General features: G+C 68.8%; 16 protein-coding genes and 1 tRNA gene. 8 read left to right on the top strand and 9 right to left on the bottom strand.

Annotated features, from left to right (window positions below):
• Nucleotides 1-190: 190 nt before the first annotated feature.
• A complete protein-coding gene (gene clpB, locus JKV81_RS30465; protein ID WP_124278178.1) occupies nt 191-2,797 on the bottom strand; it encodes an ATP-dependent chaperone ClpB in 2,607 nt (868 codons plus the stop codon).
• 146 nt (nt 2,798-2,943) lie between these two features.
• Between clpB and JKV81_RS30460 the strand changes: the two genes are divergently transcribed.
• The gene (locus tag JKV81_RS30460) at nt 2,944-3,345 is read left to right on the top strand and encodes a pyridoxamine 5'-phosphate oxidase family protein (RefSeq protein ID WP_129264468.1); all 402 of its coding nucleotides are present in this window, start codon (nt 2,944-2,946) and stop codon (nt 3,343-3,345) included.
• A gap of 144 nt (nt 3,346-3,489) precedes the next feature.
• Here JKV81_RS30460 and JKV81_RS30455 read toward each other — a convergent pair whose 3' ends face one another.
• Complete coding sequence (locus JKV81_RS30455) at nt 3,490-3,810, bottom strand: Rieske (2Fe-2S) protein (protein ID WP_099173435.1); 321 nt, start codon at nt 3,808-3,810, stop codon at nt 3,490-3,492.
• A complete protein-coding gene (locus tag JKV81_RS30450; RefSeq protein WP_202078885.1) occupies nt 3,807-4,166 on the bottom strand; it encodes a 5'-nucleotidase in 360 nt (119 codons plus the stop codon). Before JKV81_RS30450 ends, JKV81_RS30455 begins: the two co-directional genes overlap by 4 nt.
• Nucleotides 4,167-4,294: 128 nt before the next feature.
• Here JKV81_RS30450 and JKV81_RS30445 point away from each other — a divergent pair, with 128 nt between their 5' ends.
• From JKV81_RS30445 to JKV81_RS30435, 3 genes are all read left to right on the top strand, one after another.
• On the top strand, nt 4,295-5,278 hold the full coding sequence (locus JKV81_RS30445) for a helix-turn-helix transcriptional regulator (protein ID WP_187281676.1): 984 nt from the start codon (nt 4,295-4,297) through the stop codon (nt 5,276-5,278).
• A 117-nt stretch (nt 5,279-5,395) separates the two neighbouring features.
• Complete coding sequence (locus JKV81_RS30440; RefSeq protein ID WP_129264469.1) at nt 5,396-6,412, top strand: helix-turn-helix transcriptional regulator; 1,017 nt, start codon at nt 5,396-5,398, stop codon at nt 6,410-6,412.
• 112 nt (nt 6,413-6,524) lie between these two features.
• Complete coding sequence (locus JKV81_RS30435) at nt 6,525-6,797, top strand: JmjC domain-containing protein (protein ID WP_307820631.1); 273 nt, start codon at nt 6,525-6,527, stop codon at nt 6,795-6,797.
• A gap of 330 nt (nt 6,798-7,127) precedes the next feature.
• Here JKV81_RS30435 and JKV81_RS30430 read toward each other — a convergent pair whose 3' ends face one another.
• From JKV81_RS30430 to dnaK, 4 genes are all read right to left on the bottom strand, one after another.
• Nucleotides 7,128-7,574: a heat shock protein transcriptional repressor HspR gene (locus JKV81_RS30430; RefSeq protein ID WP_014155378.1), complete on the bottom strand. Its 447-nt coding sequence runs from the start codon at nt 7,572-7,574 to the stop codon at nt 7,128-7,130.
• Nucleotide 7,575: 1 nt separating this feature from the next.
• Entirely contained in the window at nt 7,576-8,766 is a 1,191-nt protein-coding gene (dnaJ, locus tag JKV81_RS30425; RefSeq protein ID WP_202078881.1) for a molecular chaperone DnaJ, read from the bottom strand.
• A gap of 93 nt (nt 8,767-8,859) precedes the next feature.
• A complete protein-coding gene (gene grpE, locus JKV81_RS30420) occupies nt 8,860-9,510 on the bottom strand; it encodes a nucleotide exchange factor GrpE (protein ID WP_099173430.1) in 651 nt (216 codons plus the stop codon).
• A complete protein-coding gene (gene dnaK / locus JKV81_RS30415; protein ID WP_124277745.1) occupies nt 9,507-11,363 on the bottom strand; it encodes a molecular chaperone DnaK in 1,857 nt (618 codons plus the stop codon). Before dnaK ends, grpE begins: the two co-directional genes overlap by 4 nt.
• Nucleotides 11,364-11,775: 412 nt before the next feature.
• Between dnaK and JKV81_RS30410 the strand changes: the two genes are divergently transcribed.
• The 3 genes from JKV81_RS30410 (at nt 11,776) to JKV81_RS30400 (ending at nt 15,931) form a co-directional block, all read left to right on the top strand.
• On the top strand, nt 11,776-12,408 hold the full coding sequence (locus tag JKV81_RS30410) for a sugar transferase (protein WP_129264471.1): 633 nt from the start codon (nt 11,776-11,778) through the stop codon (nt 12,406-12,408).
• Between the two features lie 92 nt (nt 12,409-12,500).
• Nucleotides 12,501-14,768: a (Fe-S)-binding protein gene (locus JKV81_RS30405; RefSeq protein ID WP_129264472.1), complete on the top strand. Its 2,268-nt coding sequence runs from the start codon at nt 12,501-12,503 to the stop codon at nt 14,766-14,768.
• A 230-nt stretch (nt 14,769-14,998) separates the two neighbouring features.
• Nucleotides 14,999-15,931 carry a Yip1 family protein gene (locus JKV81_RS30400; protein ID WP_129264473.1) on the top strand — a complete coding sequence of 311 codons (933 nt, stop codon included), beginning with the start codon at nt 14,999-15,001 and terminating at the stop codon, nt 15,929-15,931.
• Between the two features lie 86 nt (nt 15,932-16,017).
• Here the strand turns inward: JKV81_RS30400 and JKV81_RS30395 are convergent, their stop codons facing one another.
• Nucleotides 16,018-16,518, bottom strand: coding sequence for a phosphoribosyltransferase (locus JKV81_RS30395; RefSeq protein WP_099173425.1), 501 nt, complete (start codon nt 16,516-16,518; stop codon nt 16,018-16,020).
• A 6-nt stretch (nt 16,519-16,524) separates the two neighbouring features.
• Nucleotides 16,525-17,100, bottom strand: coding sequence for a dCTP deaminase (gene dcd / locus JKV81_RS30390; RefSeq protein WP_099173424.1), 576 nt, complete (start codon nt 17,098-17,100; stop codon nt 16,525-16,527).
• A 465-nt stretch (nt 17,101-17,565) separates the two neighbouring features.
• Between dcd and JKV81_RS30385 the strand changes: the two genes are divergently transcribed.
• Nucleotides 17,566-17,635, top strand: a tRNA-Gly gene (locus JKV81_RS30385).

Raw genomic sequence — 17,635 nt, 5'->3', positions numbered from 1 at the left:
GTGAGGCCCGGGCCGTATCGCATCTGCCATTCAGCCATGGAATGGAAATTTTCGGCTCGATTTCGTGGGCGGTTCCGCCGACGATGCGTGCCGGATGCACACATCAATGCGGACGGAGCCGCACACACGTGTGTCCCCGGCCCGGGACACGAGGTCCTCGGGCCGGGGACACAGGTCGCCCGCTGCCGTTCTACAGGGTCTTCGCCGGGGCGGCGGTGCCCACGATCAGTCCGTCGCCGGCCCGGTCCACCCGGACCGTGTCGCCGTCCTTGACCTCGCCCGCGAGGATCTCCTTCGCGAGCCGGTCGCCGATCGCGGTCTGGATGAGCCGGCGCAGCGGCCGGGCGCCGTACGCCGGGTCGTTGCCCTCCTCGGCCAGCCAGGCCAGGGCGTCCGGGGTGACGTCGAGGTGGATCCGGCGGTCGGCCAGCCGGCCGGCGAGCCGGGCCACCTGGAGCCCCGCGATGTGCGCCAGCTCGTCGCCGGACAGCGCGGAGAAGACGACCAGGTCGTCCAGCCGGTTCAGGAACTCCGGCTTGAACGAGGCCCGTACGACCTCCAGGACCCGCTCCTTCTTGGCCTCGGGCTCGATCAGGGGGTCGACCAGGAACTGGCTGCCCAGGTTGGACGTGAGGATCAGGATGGTGTTGCGGAAGTCCACCGTCCGGCCCTGCCCGTCGGTGAGCCGGCCGTCGTCGAGGACCTGGAGCAGGATGTCGAAGACCTCGGGGTGGGCCTTCTCGACCTCGTCCAGCAGGACGACGCTGTACGGGCGCCTGCGCACCGCCTCGGTGAGCTGGCCGCCCTCCTCGTAGCCGACGTAGCCGGGAGGGGCGCCGACGAGCCGCGCGACGCTGTGCTTCTCGCTGTACTCGCTCATGTCGATGCGGATCATGGCCCGCTCGTCGTCGAACAGGAAGTCCGCGAGCGCCTTGGCCAGCTCCGTCTTGCCGACCCCGGTCGGGCCGAGGAAGAGGAACGAGCCGGTGGGCCGGTCGGGGTCGGCGATCCCGGCGCGGGTGCGGCGTACGGCGTCGGACACGGAGCGCACGGCCTCGCCCTGGCCGATCAGCCGCCTGCCCAGCTCGGACTCCATCCGCAGCAGCTTCTGGGTCTCGCCCTCCAGGAGACGGCCGGCCGGGATGCCGGTCCAGGCGCCGACGACGTCGGCGATGTCGTCCGGGCCGACCTCCTCCTTGACCATCGTGTCCTTGTCCTGGGCGGCCTCCTGCTCGGCCTCGTCCGCCTCGGCCAGCTCCCGCTCCAGGCCGGGGATCTCCCCGTACAGCAGCTTGGAGGCGGTGTCGAAGTCGCCGTCGCGCTGGGCGCGCTCGGCCTGGCCGCGCAGCTCGTCGAGGCGCTCCTTGAGCTCACCGACGCGGTTCAGGCCCTGCTTCTCCTTCTCCCAGCGGGCGGTGAGGCCGCGCAGCTCCTCCTCCTTGTCGGCGAGGTCGCGGCGGATCTTCTCCAGGCGCTGCTTGGAGCCCTCGTCGCTCTCGTTCTTGAGTGCCAGCTCCTCCATGTGCAGCCGGTCGACGGACCGCTGGAGTTCGTCGATCTCCAGGGGGGAGGAGTCGATCTCCATGCGGAGCCGGGAGGCCGCCTCGTCGACGAGGTCGATCGCCTTGTCGGGGAGGAACCTGGAGGTGATGTAGCGGTCGGAGAGCGTCGCGGCGGCCACCAGCGAGGAGTCCGCGATCTGGACCTTGTGGTGGGCCTCGTAGCGGCCCTTGAGGCCACGCAGGATCGCGATGGTGTCCTCGACGGACGGCTCGGCGACCAGGACCTGCTGGAAGCGGCGCTCCAGGGCGGGGTCCTTCTCGATGCGCTCGCGGTACTCGTCCAGCGTGGTGGCGCCGACCATGCGGAGCTCACCGCGGGCGAGCATCGGCTTGAGCATGTTGCCCGCGTCCATCGCCGAGTCGCCGCCGGCGCCCGCGCCGACGACGGTGTGCAGCTCGTCGATGAAGGTGATGATCTGCCCGTCGCTCTCCTTGATCTCGGAGAGGACGGTCTTGAGGCGTTCCTCGAACTCACCGCGGTACTTGGCACCCGCGACCATCGCCCCGAGGTCCAGGGAGACGAGCCGCTTGTTCCGCAGGGACTCGGGGACGTCGCCCTTGACGATGCGCTGGGCGAGGCCCTCGACGACGGCCGTCTTGCCGACGCCGGGCTCACCGATGAGCACGGGGTTGTTCTTCGTACGGCGCGACAGCACCTGCACGACACGGCGGATCTCCTGGTCACGGCCGATGACCGGGTCGAGCTTGCCCTCGCGGGCGGCGGCCGTGAAGTCGGTGCCGAACTTCTCCAGCGCCTTGTACTGGCCCTCGGGGTCGGGAGTGGTCACCCGGCGCCCTCCCCTGCTCTTCTCGAATGCGTCCAGCAGCTTCTTCGCACTGGCTCCCTGCCCGTCGAGGATCTCACCGGCACGGCCGCCCTTCGCCGCCACGGCGATCAGCAGGTGCTCGGTGGAGAGGTAGTCGTCGCCGAGCTCCTTGGCCCGCTGGTCGGCGTCGGCGAGGACGGCGAGCAGGTCGCGGCTCGGCTGCGGCGGAGCGACGGTCGACCCGGTCACGCTGGGCAGCGAGCCCAGGAGCCGTTCGGTCTCCTCCCGCACCGCCACCTGATCGGCCTCGACGGCCGCGAGCAGGTCGGTGATGTTCGCGTTGTCCTCGCCCGCGAGCAGCGCAAGCAGCAGATGCCCGGGGGTCAGATCGGGGTGACCGTCCTTGACGGCCCTGCTGGTGGCCGCGTTGAGGGCGTCCCGGCTCTTGTTGGTCAGCTCGGCGTCCACGGGCGCTGTCTCCTCCTCGTGCTGGTACGTCACTACGTCACGGAACTATGACTCGAACAACGGGTACAAAGTTGAGTCTATTCCACTCAAGGCAGAAACGGCGCCTTCCCGGGGCGGCTCGTACCCCCTCTCTCTAGGCTGACCCCATGCCTGACGTACGCAACCCCGGCACCGGGTACCTCGCCTTCTGGCGGGAGCGCCATGTGTGCACCCTGACCACGCTCCGCCCGGACGGCACCCCGCACGTGGTGCCCGTGGGCGTGACGTACGACCCGGAGACACGGCTCGCCCGCGTCATCACCGGCAGGAACACCAGGAAGGCCGCACACGTCCTGGCGGCGGGGCCCGAGGGCGCGCGGGTCGCGGTCTGCCAGATGGAGGGGCGCCGCTGGGCGACCCTGGAGGGCCGGGCGGTGGTCCGTACGGAGGCCGCCGAGGTCGAGGACGCGGTACGCCGCTACGCGGAGCGGTACGAGCGCACTCCGCGGCACAACCCGGAGCGGATCGTCATCGAGATCGCCGTCGACAGGGCGCTCGGAAACGCTTAGAGAACCGGCAGCGCAGAGAATTCCGGAAGCACCGGAATGACGGAATGCATTCCGGGCAGCACAACGGCGCCATCGTGTTCAGGTCACGATGGCGCCGCTGTGTGGGGGAAGTGCCGGAACGATCTGGAACGACGGGGGAATCGTTCAGGCACTGCGGGGGGTGGCGGAAATGGCTTCTTGTTCGAACAGCTCGTGGTCGCGCTGGTCGAGATTTACGAAAATCATGCCGTACCTCACGGCACAGCGAACCGGTTGCGGCGCTCCGCGAGGCCGGCGGAGACAGCGATAGGCGCGGATGTCGTCATCCGTTTCCATCACGACCAGAATCGGCTCTCCGAACAGGGTGACCATCAACGAATCGCCCTGGCGGGTAAGTGCCGTGAGCAGATCGATGAAATGCCACCCTGAGCGATAGGCCGTGGCCATCTCCCGCCGGAAGGTGCGGTCGTCCGGTGGGGTGGTCATGCGGCGATGCGGGCCGGGGCGGACCAGCCGATGTCGCTCGGGGCGATCCAGCCGATGTCACCCTGGCTGACGGCAGGAGCGACCCAGCCGATGTCCCCCTGGGCGACCGCGGGAGCGACCCAACCGATGTCACCCTGGGCGACCGCAGGAGCAGCCCAGCCGATGTCACCCTGGCTGACCGCGGGAGCGACCCAGCCGATGTCCCCCGGCACCGCTGCCTGCGTGCTCCAGCCGATGTCGCCCGGCGCAGCAGCCGCCTCGCTGCTCCAGCCGATGTCGCCCGCGCTCGACAGCCCCAAACCCATGGCCGCGACGAACGAGGCGGCAAGCGCCGAGCGAAGCATTCGCTTGTTCATAGTCGGCTTCGTCCTCACTTGTGGATTCTTCTCCCCCGCACTGAAGACGATGTCTCACCTGGGCACTCGAACACCACCGCGTCGATGCATCATGTTCCTGCAAGTTCAGGAACCTGGGGGGTGGAGATATGGCCGCAAGTACCACAAAACCGACACATCCTCACGGGATTGCCGAACTATGTGATGACGGAGCACGCCTTTACGCCATAGCGCTGCGCACCGGCCGCATAGCCCGCGCCGATGTGGAAGCGGCGCCCTGCCTGATCGAGTTCGCACTCCTGCATCCCGATCCCGACGCCGCGGACTGGCTCCGCCCCGTCGCACCGTCGGCGGCTCTGGCGCAACACCTTCATCCCATAGAACGGGAGATCCAGGAACGCCGCCGGCATTCCCTGGCGCTGGCCGAATGCTTCGAGCCCTTCATGGACATCAGCGCCCAGGGCCCTTCGACCAACCACGCGATCACCGTGCTGGAGGGCGTCAACCGGATCAACGCGTCCCTGGACCTGGCGACCGCGGAGTGCCGCTCCGAGGTCCTCACCGTCCAGCCCGGCGGCGGGAGGCCCGAGGACATCCTCAGCAGGTCGCTGGAGCGCGGTCTGTCCGTCGTGGACCGCGGCATCCGGATCCGCACCCTCTACCAGCACACCGCGCGCCACAGCCAGAGCACGCTGGCCTACGCGGAGCGCATGGCCGGCGACCACGTGGAGATACGCACCCTCGAAGAGCTCATCGAACGTCTGATCGTCTTCGATCGAACCGTCGCCTTCATTCCCGCCCAGGACGACCGCATGGTCGCTCTGGAACTGCGCCACCCCGGCCTGGTCGAGTACCTGGCGAAGGTCTTCGAGCAGCTCTGGACCAGGGCCGCCCCGCTGCTCGAGGAGATCAAGTACGAGCCCACTCCCGACGGGATCAGCGGGGTCCAGCGCTCCATCGCCCAACTCCTCGTCGAAGGACACGTGGACGACTCCATCGCCCGCCGTCTCGGCATGAACGTCCGCACCTGCCGGGCGCACGTCGCCAAGCTGTCGGCCACCCTGGGAAGCACCAGCCGTGCCCAACTCGGCTATCTGATCTCGCGTTCAGGGATCCTGGACCAGGACTCCTGACGTACGGGCTCCGAGGCCGGGCGAGTTCCCCTCTCGCCCGACAGGTCCACACTCCCCCGGCGGCCGGGCTTCCGCCACCATCATGTTCATGCAATGCACGAAGTGAGGGGTCATCACATGGCGGCCGATGAGGCGAAACCGGCGCATCCGCACGGGAACCGAGAGCTCTGCTCCCCGGGCATCAGCCTCTACAAGGAGGCGTTGCGCGCCGGACGCATCGCGCGCAGCGACCTCGCGGCCGCCCCCTGCCTCCTCGAGATGGCTCTCGTCCACCCCGACCCCGACGACCGCGCATGGCTCCGCCCGGTCCCGGCGTCCGCCGCGCTGGCTCATCTGCTGCAGCCCATCACCCGGGAGATAGACGAGCGGATACGGCTGACCACCGCGCTCTCCGGGACGCTGGCGCCCTTGGCGACGATCACCAACGAGGACCCCAACCTCGCCATCACCGTGCTCGAAGGGCGGCCGCTGATCATCTCGGCCCTCCAGGAGGCCTCCGCGCGCGCCACCGAGGAGGTGCTGACCGCGCAGCCGGGCGGCAACCGGCTGGAACACCACATCCAGCAGGCCATAGGCAACGGCAGGGCGGCGATCGCCGGAGGCGCCAGCCTCAGACACCTCTACCAGCACCCCGTCCGCTACAGCCCGCGCGTCCGGGAGTACCTGGCCCGGATGCCGGGTGACCGCCTCCAGGTGCGCACCATCGAGCAGACCGTCGACCGGCTCATCATCTTCGACCGCACCGTGGCCTACGCGCAGGCCGCGCCCCGCGAGGACGTGGCGCTGGAGATCCGGCACCCGGCCCTGGTCCGTTACCTCACCCGGGTCTACGAGGTCCTCTGGGCGCAGGCGACGCCCTACAGCGAACAGCTCCCGGCCCCCGCCCCGGGAGCCCCCGTGACCGCCGTCCAGCAGAGCATCGCGCGCCTCCTCCTGGAGGGACGTGTGGACGACGAGGTGGCCCGCGAGCTGGGCATCAGCGTCCGTACGTGCCGCTCCCACATCTCCAAGCTCATGCAGACGGTCGACGCGCACAGCCGCACCCAGCTGGGGGCTCGCCTCGTACGGTCCGGGATCGTGGAGCCGGACGGCACACCGCCGAACCGGACGCACGCCCGCCGCCCGGTCTCCTGACCGGCACCCCCGGCCGCGCCCGGCGGGCGGGCCCGTATGCAGCCTCCGACATCGCATGGGACGTCGCGCCGGGCACCGAGACCCACCCCGGGGTCTGACGGCAGGAGGCGGCGTGGACAACCGACTGGTCGCCGGGGTCGAGGAGACGCTGTGGGCCGGGACCGTGCGCCCCGGCGACGTCCTGCACATCCCGCGCGGCTACTGGCACAGGGCAGGCCGTGACGGCCGCGGTTCCGGACACAGCCTGCACATGACGTTCGGATTCACGACGAGGACCGGGGCGTCCTGGCTGTCGTGGCTCGCCGACCGGTCCCGGGAGCAGGAGCTGTTCCGTCACGACCTCGCTCCCACGCCCGGCTCGGAGCAGCACCGCCGGCTCGTCTAGGCGGCCGTGGAACTCGTGGGTTCCGCACCCCCGCCGACTTCCTGGCAGCGCGTGAGCACGCGGTCGCCCCGTCCCGGCACGCGCCACGAGGCGCATCCTCTGGCCGAGATCCTGATGCGCCACGCATGGTGCGCGCCCTGACGCCCGGACTGGCCTCCGGCTGCTCGGGCCTCGTGGCCGAGGTGACCGAGTGGCCGCCTTGGAGCCCGACGCACAAGGCGCCTGACGCACGGAAGGGCAGGATCCGCGCGGGATCCTGCCCTTCCGTGTGCCCGAAGCCTTACGGGGCCGGCTTCGGCCCCGAGCCCGGTCCTGGGCTCAGCCCACGGCTCAGTCCTTCGGCCTCTTCGGCCGCCAGACCACCAGCGCGCTGGTCTGCTGCACATCCTGGTACGGCACGAGGTCACGCCGGTAGGAGGCGTGCACCTGCGCCTCGCGCTGCTGCATGGCCACCGCCGCGCCGTCCACCGCCGCCGAGAGCTCGGCGACGCGCTGCTGGAGCGCGGCGACCTGGTTCTCCAGCTCGATGATGCGCTTGATGCCCGCGAGGTTGATGCCCTCGTCCTGCGACAGCTGCTGCACGGTGCGCAGCAGCTCGATGTCACGGGCCGAGTAGCGCCGCCCGCGCCCCGCCGTACGGTCGGGCGAGACCAGGCCGAGGCGGTCGTACTGGCGCAGTGTCTGCGGGTGCAGGCCCGAGAGCTGGGCCGCGATCGAGATCACGTAGACCGGTGATTCATCGGTCAGCTGGTACGGATTGCGTCGACGGCCGTCCATCTCAAGCTCCCTTCGCAGCCTGGAACAGCTCCGCCCGCGGGTCCTCCCCCGCGGTCGACTTCCGGTAGGCCTCCAGCGCGTCCTGGGCGTCCGTGCCGAGGTCCTTGGGCACCGACACCTCGACGGTGACCAGAAGGTCGCCCCGGGTGCCGTCCTTGCGTACGGCGCCCTTGCCCCGGGCCCGCATCGTACGTCCGTTGGGCGTACCGGCCGGGAGCTTCAGGGTGACCGGGGGCCCGCCGAGCGTGGGCACCTTCACCTCGCCGCCGAGCGCCGCCTCCGGGAAGGTGACGGGCACGGTGACCGTGAGGTTGTCGCCCTTGCGGCCGAAGACCGGGTGGGCGTCGACGTGGACGACGACGTAGAGGTCGCCGGCCGGGCCGCCGCGCTCGCCCGGGCTGCCCTTGCCGCGCAGCCGGATCCGCTGGCCGTCCAGCACCCCCGCGGGGATCCTGACCTGCATCGTGCGGGCCGACTTCGCCCGGCCGCTGCCCTTGCAGACGTCGCAGGGGTCCTGGGCGATGAGGCCCCGGCCCTTGCAGTCCACGCAGGGATCGGTGAGCGAGAACCCGCCGCCCGTGCCGCGCGAGACCTGGCCCGTCCCGACACAGGTCGGACAGACCCTCGGGGTGCCGTTCTTGTCGCCGGTGCCCGAACACGCCTTGCAGGGCGCCTGGCTGGACATCCGCAGCGGGACCGTGGCCCCGTCGACCGCCTCGGTGAAGCTGAGCGTCACCTCGGACTCGATGTCCTGGCCGCGCCTCGGCTGGACCCGTGTGCCCGCGCCACCGCGGTTGAACAGTCCGCCGAAGACATCGCCCAGACCGCCGCCGCCTCCGCCGAAGCCGCCCGCGCCGGCACCCTGGCCACCGCCCGGGGCGCCCCCGAAGAGGTCGCCCAGGTCGAAGTTGAAGTTGCCGCCCGCGCCGCCGGGACCCGCCCGGAAGCCTCCGTTGCCGAAGAGGGCGCGCGCCTCGTCGTACTCCTTGCGCTTCTTGGGGTCACCGAGGACGTCGTTCGCCTCGGAGATCTCCTTGAAGCGCTCCTCGGCCTTGGTGTCGCCCTTGTTGGCGTCCGGGTGGTACTCGCGGGCGAGCTTCCGGTACGCCTTCTTGACCTCGGCGTCGGTGGCGTCCTTGGGGACGCCGAGAACCTTGTAGTAGTCCTTCTCGACGAAGTCCTTCGTGCTCATCGACGTCCCTCCTTCCGGACGATAGGCCGTGCGGCCGGCCCCGTGGCCGGCCGCACGCCCCGTCGGTGTTCACCGCTGTGGTCGGACGGAATGTCAGACCTCTTCGGTGCCACCGCTCTCCTCGTCGTCTGCCTTCTCTTCCTTCGCCGCCGCGGGCGTGGCACCCGGCTGCGGCTCGGCCACGGCCACCCGCGCGGGGCGGATGGTGCGCTCCCCGATGCGGTACCCAGGCTGCAGGATCGCCACGCAGGTCGTCTCGGTGACGTCCGGCGCGTACGAGTGCATCAGGGCCTCGTGGATCGTCGGGTCGAAGGGCTCGCCCTCCTTGCCGAACTGCTGGAGTCCCAGCTTCGCGACGACCGTCTCCAGGGATTCGGCCACCGACTTGAAGCCGCCGACGAGCTCGCCGTGCTCCCGTGCCCGGCCGACGTCGTCGAGGACGGGCAGGAGCTCGCTCAGCAGACCCGCTGCCGCGACCTCCTTGACCTGCACCCGGTCCCGCTCGACGCGGCGACGGTAGTTCTGGTACTCGGCCTGGAGCCGCTGGAGGTCGGCCGTCCGCTCGTTGAGCGCGGTACGGACCTGGTCCAGCTGGGCCGTCAGGGCCGCTGTCTGCTGTACGTCCCCGGCCGGGGCCGCCGCCTCCTCCTCGGAGGGAGCGGCTGCCTTCGGCTCGGCGTCGTCGGAGTTGGCGCCGGAGGGGACGTCAGGCTTCTCGTCGAAGCCCGGGGTCTCCTCGGTCACGCCGCACCGCCCTTCGTGTCCTTCTCGTCGTCCACGATCTCGGCGTCGACGACATCGTCGTCGGCCTTGGCCTGACCGTCGCCCGGAGCCTCGTCGGCACCCGGAGCAGCGCCCTCGGCCTGGGTGTTGGCGTACATCGCCTGGCCCAGCTTCTGGGAGACGGCGGCGACCTTCTCGGTGGCCGTACGGATCTCGGCGGTGTCCTCGCCCTTGAGCTTCTCCTTCAGCTCGGTGAGCGCGGTTTCCACCTCCGTCTTCACGTCACCGGGGACCTTGTCCTCGTTGTCCTTGAGGAACTTCTCCGTCTGGTAGACGAGCTGCTCGCCCTGGTTGCGCGACTCGGCGGCCTCACGACGACGGTGGTCCTCGTCGGCGTACTGCTCGGCCTCTTCACGCATCCGGTTGACCTCGTCCTTCGGCAGCGAGGAGCCACCGGTGACGGTCATCTTCTGCTCCTTGCCGGTGCCGAGGTCCTTGGCAGCGACGTGCATGATGCCGTTGGCGTCGATGTCGAAGGCGACCTCGATCTGCGGCACGCCACGCGGGGCCGGCGGCAGACCGGTGAGCTCGAACATCCCGAGCTTCTTGTTGTACGCCGCGATCTCGCGCTCGCCCTGGTAGACCTGGATCTGCACGGACGGCTGGTTGTCCTCGGCCGTCGTGAAGATCTCGGAACGCTTGGTCGGGATCGTGGTGTTGCGCTCGATGAGCTTCGTCATGATCCCTCCCTTGGTCTCGATACCCAGGGACAGCGGGGTCACGTCGAGGAGCAGGACGTCCTTGACCTCGCCCTTGAGGACACCGGCCTGGAGCGAGGCGCCGATGGCGACGACCTCGTCCGGGTTCACACCCTTGTTGGCGTCCTGGCCGCCCGTGAGCTCCTTGACGAGCTCGGCGACGGCCGGCATACGGGTCGAGCCACCGACGAGAACGACGTGGTCGATCTCGGAGAGCTGGATGCCCGCGTCCTTGATGACGTTGTGGAACGGGTTCTTGCAGCGGTCCAGGAGGTCCGCGGTCAGCTGCTGGAACTGCGAGCGCGTGAGCTTCTCGTCCAGGTGCAGCGGGCCCTCGGCGGACGCCGTGATGTAGGGCAGGTTGATCGTGGTCTCGGTCGAGGACGAGAGCTCGATCTTCGCCTTCTCCGCGGCCTCGCGGAGACGCTGGAGAGCCATCTTGTCCTTGGACAGGTCCACGCCGTGCCCGTTGGCGAACTGCTTCACCAGGTAGTCGACGACCCGCTGGTCCCAGTCGTCACCACCGAGGTGGTTGTCACCGTTGGTGGCCTTCACCTCGACGACGCCGTCACCGATCTCCAGGAGGGACACGTCGAAGGTGCCGCCACCGAGGTCGAAGACGAGGATCGTCTGGTCGTCCTTGTCGAGGCCGTACGCCAGGGCGGCGGCGGTCGGCTCGTTGACGATGCGCAGGACGTTCAGGCCCGCGATCTCGCCGGCCTCCTTGGTCGCCTGGCGCTCCGAGTCGTTGAAGTACGCCGGGACGGTGATCACCGCGTCGGTGACCTTCTCGCCCAGGTAGGACTCGGCGTCGCGCTTCAGCTTCTGCAGGATGAAGGCGCTCATCTGCTGCGGGTTGAAGTTCTTGCCGTCGAGCTCGATCTTCCAGTCAGTGCCCATGTGGCGCTTGACCGAACGGATCGTCCTGTCGACGTTGGTGACCGCCTGACGCTTGGCGACCTCGCCGACCAGAACCTCGCCGTTCTTCGCGAAGGCGACGACGGACGGCGTGGTCCTGGCGCCTTCGGCGTTGGTGATGACGGTGGGCTCGCCGCCTTCGAGAACGCTGACGACGGAGTTAGTCGTGCCCAGGTCGATGCCGACCGCACGTGCCATTTCAATTCCTCCAACTGACTACTTGAGTGGATCTGACTCAAGGATGCATGACACTCACCCCGGAGTCAAAGGACCTGAGCCACTTACGCTCAACTTATGTGCTCGCTACCGTGCTGAGCAGGGATTTTCCGCATTCGGGTGCCGACAGAAGCCGAAAGAAGTCCGCCAGGGCCGCCCGGATCCGCGACATCCGGGTGAGCGGCACGTCACACACACCCCACCCACCATCGCACCGTGGGATCGTTCTGTCACAAAATGCATCGAGACGGTCATACCGTCCCGTCATCGACTCCGGGCAGGTGCCATGCGGAACGCGAAGCAGACTGCGGTACGAAGGAGACGGCGGCCCGCCCCGGCGGCCGGGGCACCGAGGCCCGCCACCGGCCCCTTCCCCGGGATCGCCCGCGCAACCATGACGGCCGGACGTGTCACCGGGGCACTGACCTCCATCACCGCCAGGCGGATCACCGGACCCCTGTCGGCCATGACGGCCAAACGGGCCCTGGACCTGGCACTCGGCTCGGCGCTGCTGCTCCTGACCGCCCCCGCACTCGCCCTCGCCGCACTGGCTCTCGCCCTCCGGCCGTCCCGCACCCCTGGGCGCGTACTGAAGCGCGAGATCCGGGTCGGCCTCGGCGGCCACCCCTTCGAGCTCCGCTCACTGCGCACCCGGAGACTCCGGCTCGACCTGCTGTCCCGGCTGCCCCACGTCGTACGGGGAGAGCTCTCCCTGGTCGGCCCGCCGCCCCTCACCCCGGGGGAGGCCGCCCTCCTGCGAGCCGCCGCCGGGCACTGGCGCGAGAGCGTCCGGCCGGGCCTGACCGGCCTGGCCCAGGTGCGCGCCCGCTCGGGGATGCCCTGGGACGAACCCGCCCTCCTCGACGCCCACTACGCAGAGCATCATGGGACAGGGCTCGACCTGGCGATCCTGGCGCAATCCGTACGCATCCCCCTGTACGCGGCGCTCCGCGGACTACGACGCCCGGGGAAGGCTCACCTGAGCGACACAGATCACCGCTTGCCCGGCTACAGCGTGGCGGAATAAGTGGATAGTGTCAGCACAGACTGATTAAGTTACTGCTTAGTAATCACTTGTACGCGCTGGATCCCACCCTCGCAGGCCCGAGGAGCCCCCAAATGCAACTCGCCGCGATCATCGTGTCGCTGGTTCTGATCGTGGTCGGCGTGGCGCTTTTCGCCCGCGCCCTCCTGCAGATCTACACCTTCATGCGGCTCGGCCAGAACGTGCCCGCGGGCACCCGCACCGATGAGCCCGTACAGCGCACCGTCACCGTGGCCAAGGAGTTCCTCGGCCACACCCGGATGAACCGCTGGGGCATCGTCGGTGTCGCGCACTGGTTCGTGGCCGTGGGCTTCTTCTCGCTGCTGCTGACGATCGTCAACGCCGTCGGCCAGCTGTTCCAGGCCGACTGGCTGCTGCCGATCGTCGGCGAGTGGGCGCCGTACAACGTCTTCGTCGAGTTCATCGGCACGATGACGGTGCTCGGCATCGCGGTCCTGATCGTGATCCGCCAGCTCAGCAGGCCGGACAAGCCGGGCCGCAAGTCCCGCTTCGCGGGCTCCAACTTCGGCCAGGCGTACTTCGTCGAGGCCGTCATCCTCATCGTCGGCGTCTGCATCTTCATGCTCCACGCCCTCGAAGGCGCCCAGCACCACGTCAACAGTTACGAGGCGTCGTTCTTCATCTCGTACCCGGTGGTCTCCTGGCTCGAGGGCATGGACGTCTCCACGCTCCAGAACCTCACCTACTTCTTCGCCGGCCTGAAGATCGCGACCTCCTTCATCTGGATGATCACGGTCGCCCTGAAGACCGACATGGGTGTCGCCTGGCACCGCTTCCTCGCCTTCCCGAACATCTGGTTCAAGCGGAACGCCGACGGCGCGGTCTCGCTCGGCGCCCTGCTGCCGATGACCTCGGGCGGCAAGGAGATCGACTGGGAGGACCCGGGCGAGGACGACACCTTCGGCGTCTCCCAGGTCGAGCAGTTCTCCTGGAAGGGCATCCTCGACTTCTCCACGTGCACCGAGTGCGGCCGCTGCCAGTCGCAGTGCCCCGCCTGGAACACGGGCAAGCCGCTCTCCCCGAAGCTCCTGATCATGTCCCTGCGCGACCACGCGCACGCCAAGGCGCCGTACCTGCTGGCCGGCGGCGGCAAGGACATGGAGGGCAACGAGAAGGCCACCGAGGAGCAGCTCAAGGACGTCCCCGCGGCCGCCCTCGCGGAGGCCGAGCGCCCGCTGATCGGGACGCTCGAGGAGAACGGCGTCATCGACCCGGACGTGCTCTGGTCGTGCACCACCTGCGGTGCGTGCGTGGAGCAGTGCCCGGTCGACATCGAGCACATCGACCACATCGTCGACATGCGCCGCTACCAGGTGATGATCGAGTCCGCGTTCCCGTCCGAGGCGGGCACGATGCTCAAGAACCTGGAGAAGAAGGGCAACCCCTGGGGGCTGGCCAAGAAGCAGCGCGTCGAGTGGACCAAGGAGGTCGACTTCGAGGTCCCGATCGTCGGCAAGGACGTCGAGGACCTCAGCGAGATCGACTACCTCTACTGGGTCGGCTGCGCCGGTGCCCTGGAGGACCGCGCCAAGAAGACCACCAAGGCCTTCGCCGAGCTTCTCCACATCGCGGGCGTCAAGTTCGCGATCATGGGCGGCGACGAGAAGTGCACGGGTGACTCCGCCCGACGCCTGGGCAACGAGCCGCTCTTCCAGCAGCTCGGCCAGGAGAACGTCGCGATGCTGAACATGGCGTTCGGCGAGGACGACGAGGACGACTCGACCAAGAAGGCCAAGGCCTCGAAGAAGATCGTCGCGACCTGCCCGCACTGCTTCAACACGATCGCCAACGAGTACCCGCAGCTCGGCGGCGAGTACGAGGTCATCCACCACACCCAGCTGCTCCAGCACCTGGTGGACGAGGGCAAGCTCGTGCCGGTCACCCCGGTCGAGGGCCTGATCACGTACCACGACCCCTGCTACCTGGGCCGTCACAACAAGATCTACACGCCCCCGCGCGAGATCATCGCCAAGGTCCCGGGTCTGCGGAACGAGGAGATGCACCGCCACAAGGAGCGCGGCTTCTGCTGCGGCGCCGGTGGTGCCCGGATGTGGATGGAGGAGCGGATCGGCAAGCGCATCAACAACGAGCGCGTCGACGAAGCCCTCTCCCTCAACCCGGACATCGTCTCCACCGCCTGCCCGTTCTGCCTCGTCATGCTGACCGACTCGGTCAACGGCAAGAAGAACGACGGCAAGGCGAAGGAGTCGGTGCAGGTCGTCGACGTGTCCCAGCTGCTCCTCGAATCGGTGAAGACGCCCGCCGACCCGTCGGGTGACGCGGAGGACGCCGACCAGCCGGAACCGGCGCCCGTCCAGTAACCGTCTCCCACCACGGAAGCGGCCGGACCTGCCTCGGGGGCAGGACCGGCCGCTCCGTCGTGTCAGGGGGTGCTGACGGCCCGCCGTGCCACAGGAGCCCCAGGAGGGGCCCCCGGTGCTCCCGCAGGCCCCCCAGGGTTCCCCTAGGGGATGTCACAGCTAGGCCGCAATGGGCCCCCTGTTCCCCCGGCCCTCACACCGCACCCACACGGACCAGGTACGTTCGATGTGTGGCTGGATTCAGGATCGGACGCGGCCGGGACAACCGCACACCGCAGCAACACCCGCAGCAGCAACAGCCGTACGGCACGCAGGCCTCACCGCCGCCGCCGTACGGCGGGCAGTCGTGGCCCCCGGCAGGAGGCAGCGGCGCACCGTACGGAGGAGGCCCCCAGGGCGCCCCGTACGGCGGCGGGCACGGCGGCAACGGACACGGGGGTGGGAACGGGCACGCAGGCGGGCACGGCGAACCGGAGTACTTCGGCGACCCGTACCACCAGCCGTCGCAACAGGACCCCTATGCCAACGCCCCGGGGCACACCCAGGCGTTCAGCATCGACGAGGACCCGTACGGCGCCGGCAACACCTACCAGGCCGGCCAGGCCCCCGCGCACCCCTCGGGGCCGCGGCTGCACTGGAAGCAGCTGCTGAGCGGCATCGTGATGCGGCCGGGGCCGACGTTCTGGCAGATGCGCGACTACCCCGTCTGGGGCACCGCGATCGTCGTCACGTTCGTGTACGGCCTGCTCGCGCTCTTCGGCTTCGACCAGGCACGCGACGAGGCGATCCACGCGGAGGTCTCCACGGCCGCCCCGTACGTGATCTTCACCGGCGTCGGCTTCGTCATCGGCGGACTGGTCCTCGGCGCGGTCACGCACACCCTGGCCCGCCAGCTCGGCGGCACGGGCTCCTGGCAGCCGACCGTGGGCCTGTCGATGCTGATCATGTCCATCACGGATGCACCCCGCCTGGTCTTCGCCCTGTTCCTGGGCGGCGAGAACTCCCTGGTCCAGATCCTCGGCTGGGTCACCTGGCTGGCCGCCGGGGCGCTGTTCACCTCGATGGTGAGCAAGTCGCACGACCTGCCGTGGCCGAAGGCGCTGGGCGCCTCCGCGATCCAGCTGATCGCGCTGCTCTCGATCATCAAGCTCGGCACGATCTGATCCGGCATACGGAAGGGCCCCGGTGCACTCACCGCACCGGGGCCCTTCCTCTGTCTCATGCCCTGCGTCTCGCGTGCGTGCGCGTCCTAGGAGTCGAGAACCTGGCCCTCACGGCGCACGACGGGCTTCTCCACGCTCCACGGGAAGTTGATCCACTGATCGGTCTTCTTCCACACGTACTCGCATTTCACGAGCGACTGCGGCTTCTCGTAGATGACCGCGCTGCGCACCTCGGCCACATGATCGATGCAGAAGTCACGGACCAGCTTCAGCGTCTTTCCCGTATCGGCGACGTCGTCCGCGATGAGCACCTTCTTCTGCGTGAAGTCGATGGCATTGGGGACGGGCGCCAGCATGACGGGCATTTCCAGGGTGGTGCCGACCCCGGTGTAGAACTCCACGTTGACCAGGTGGATGTTCTTGCAGTCCAGGGCGTACGCCAGACCGCCCGCGACGAAGACCCCGCCCCGCGCGATGCTCAGCACGACATCCGGCTCGTAGCCGTCGTCGGCCACCGCCTGCGCCAGCTCCCGTACGGCGTGCCCGAAGGCCTCGTACGTCAGATTCTCCCGCACTTCACCAGCCATGCCGTATCACACCTGTGTCCGATGGAAATTCATGAAAGAACGCGAGGCGGTCGGCCCTCGCTGGCCCTGATAACGCGATCCGTAGCGCTCGGATCCGTACGGGAATTCCGAGGACGACGTCAGCCGGAACATACACAGCTGCCCGATCTTCATTCCCGGCCAGAGCTTGATCGGCAGCGTCGCCAGATTCGACAGCTCAAGGGTCACATGGCCCGAGAACCCGGGGTCGATGAACCCGGCCGTCGAATGCGTCACCAGCCCGAGCCGGCCCAGCGAGCTCTTCCCCTCCAGCCGCGACGCCAGGTCGTCGGGGAGCGAGATGACCTCGTACGTCGACGCCAGGACGAACTCTCCGGGGTGCAGGATGAACGCCTCGTCGCCGTCCGGCTCGACCTGACGGGTCAGGTCCACCTGCTCGACGGCGGGATCGATATGCGGATAGCGGTGGTTCTCGAACACCCGGAAGTAGCGGTCCAGCCGCACATCGATGCTCGAGGGCTGCACCATCGAAGCGTCGAACGGGTCAATGCGAACCCGCCCGGCGTCGATCTCGGCCCGGAGGTCCTTATCTGAGAGAAGCACGCACCGAGGATACGCAGAACGCGCAGGCCGACCCCAACCGGACCGGCCCACGCGACTGCCTCACACCTCTAGCGCTCCTCGAACGCCACAGGAACGGCCTGCCTCAACCGCGCACAACGCGGACAGCGGATGAGCCGCCCGGGACCGATCCGCTCGGACCCGAGCTGCTGCATCGGGAACGAAGAGGCGGCAAAAACGTGCCCTTCGGCACAGCGGACGACGGTGCGCTCCATCGACTCCATCAAGTCCCTTCCCCAACCAGCCTTGGACGAGACCGCCACATTAGGGGATGAACGGGACGCCACTCCAGGCGGCACTCCGCCCACCCACGCTACGCCCTCAACTCCCCGCGCCCTCACCCGCATCCACCCCCCGGAACGACACACAGACCCCACGGCGAAAGCACCGGGGGTCTGCGATGGGGTACAGTGTGGGACGATGCACAGCCGATCATCGGCGCGCTTCGCGGGTGTAGTTTAATGGTAGAACATGAGCTTCCCAAGCTCAGAGCGCGAGTTCGATTCTCGTCACCCGC

Origin of the sequence: Streptomyces silvae (assembly GCF_016745505.1) — a bacterium.
Classification (GTDB): domain Bacteria; phylum Actinomycetota; class Actinomycetes; order Streptomycetales; family Streptomycetaceae; genus Streptomyces; species Streptomyces silvae.
This window is presented reverse-complemented; position numbering and strand designations above follow the sequence as displayed.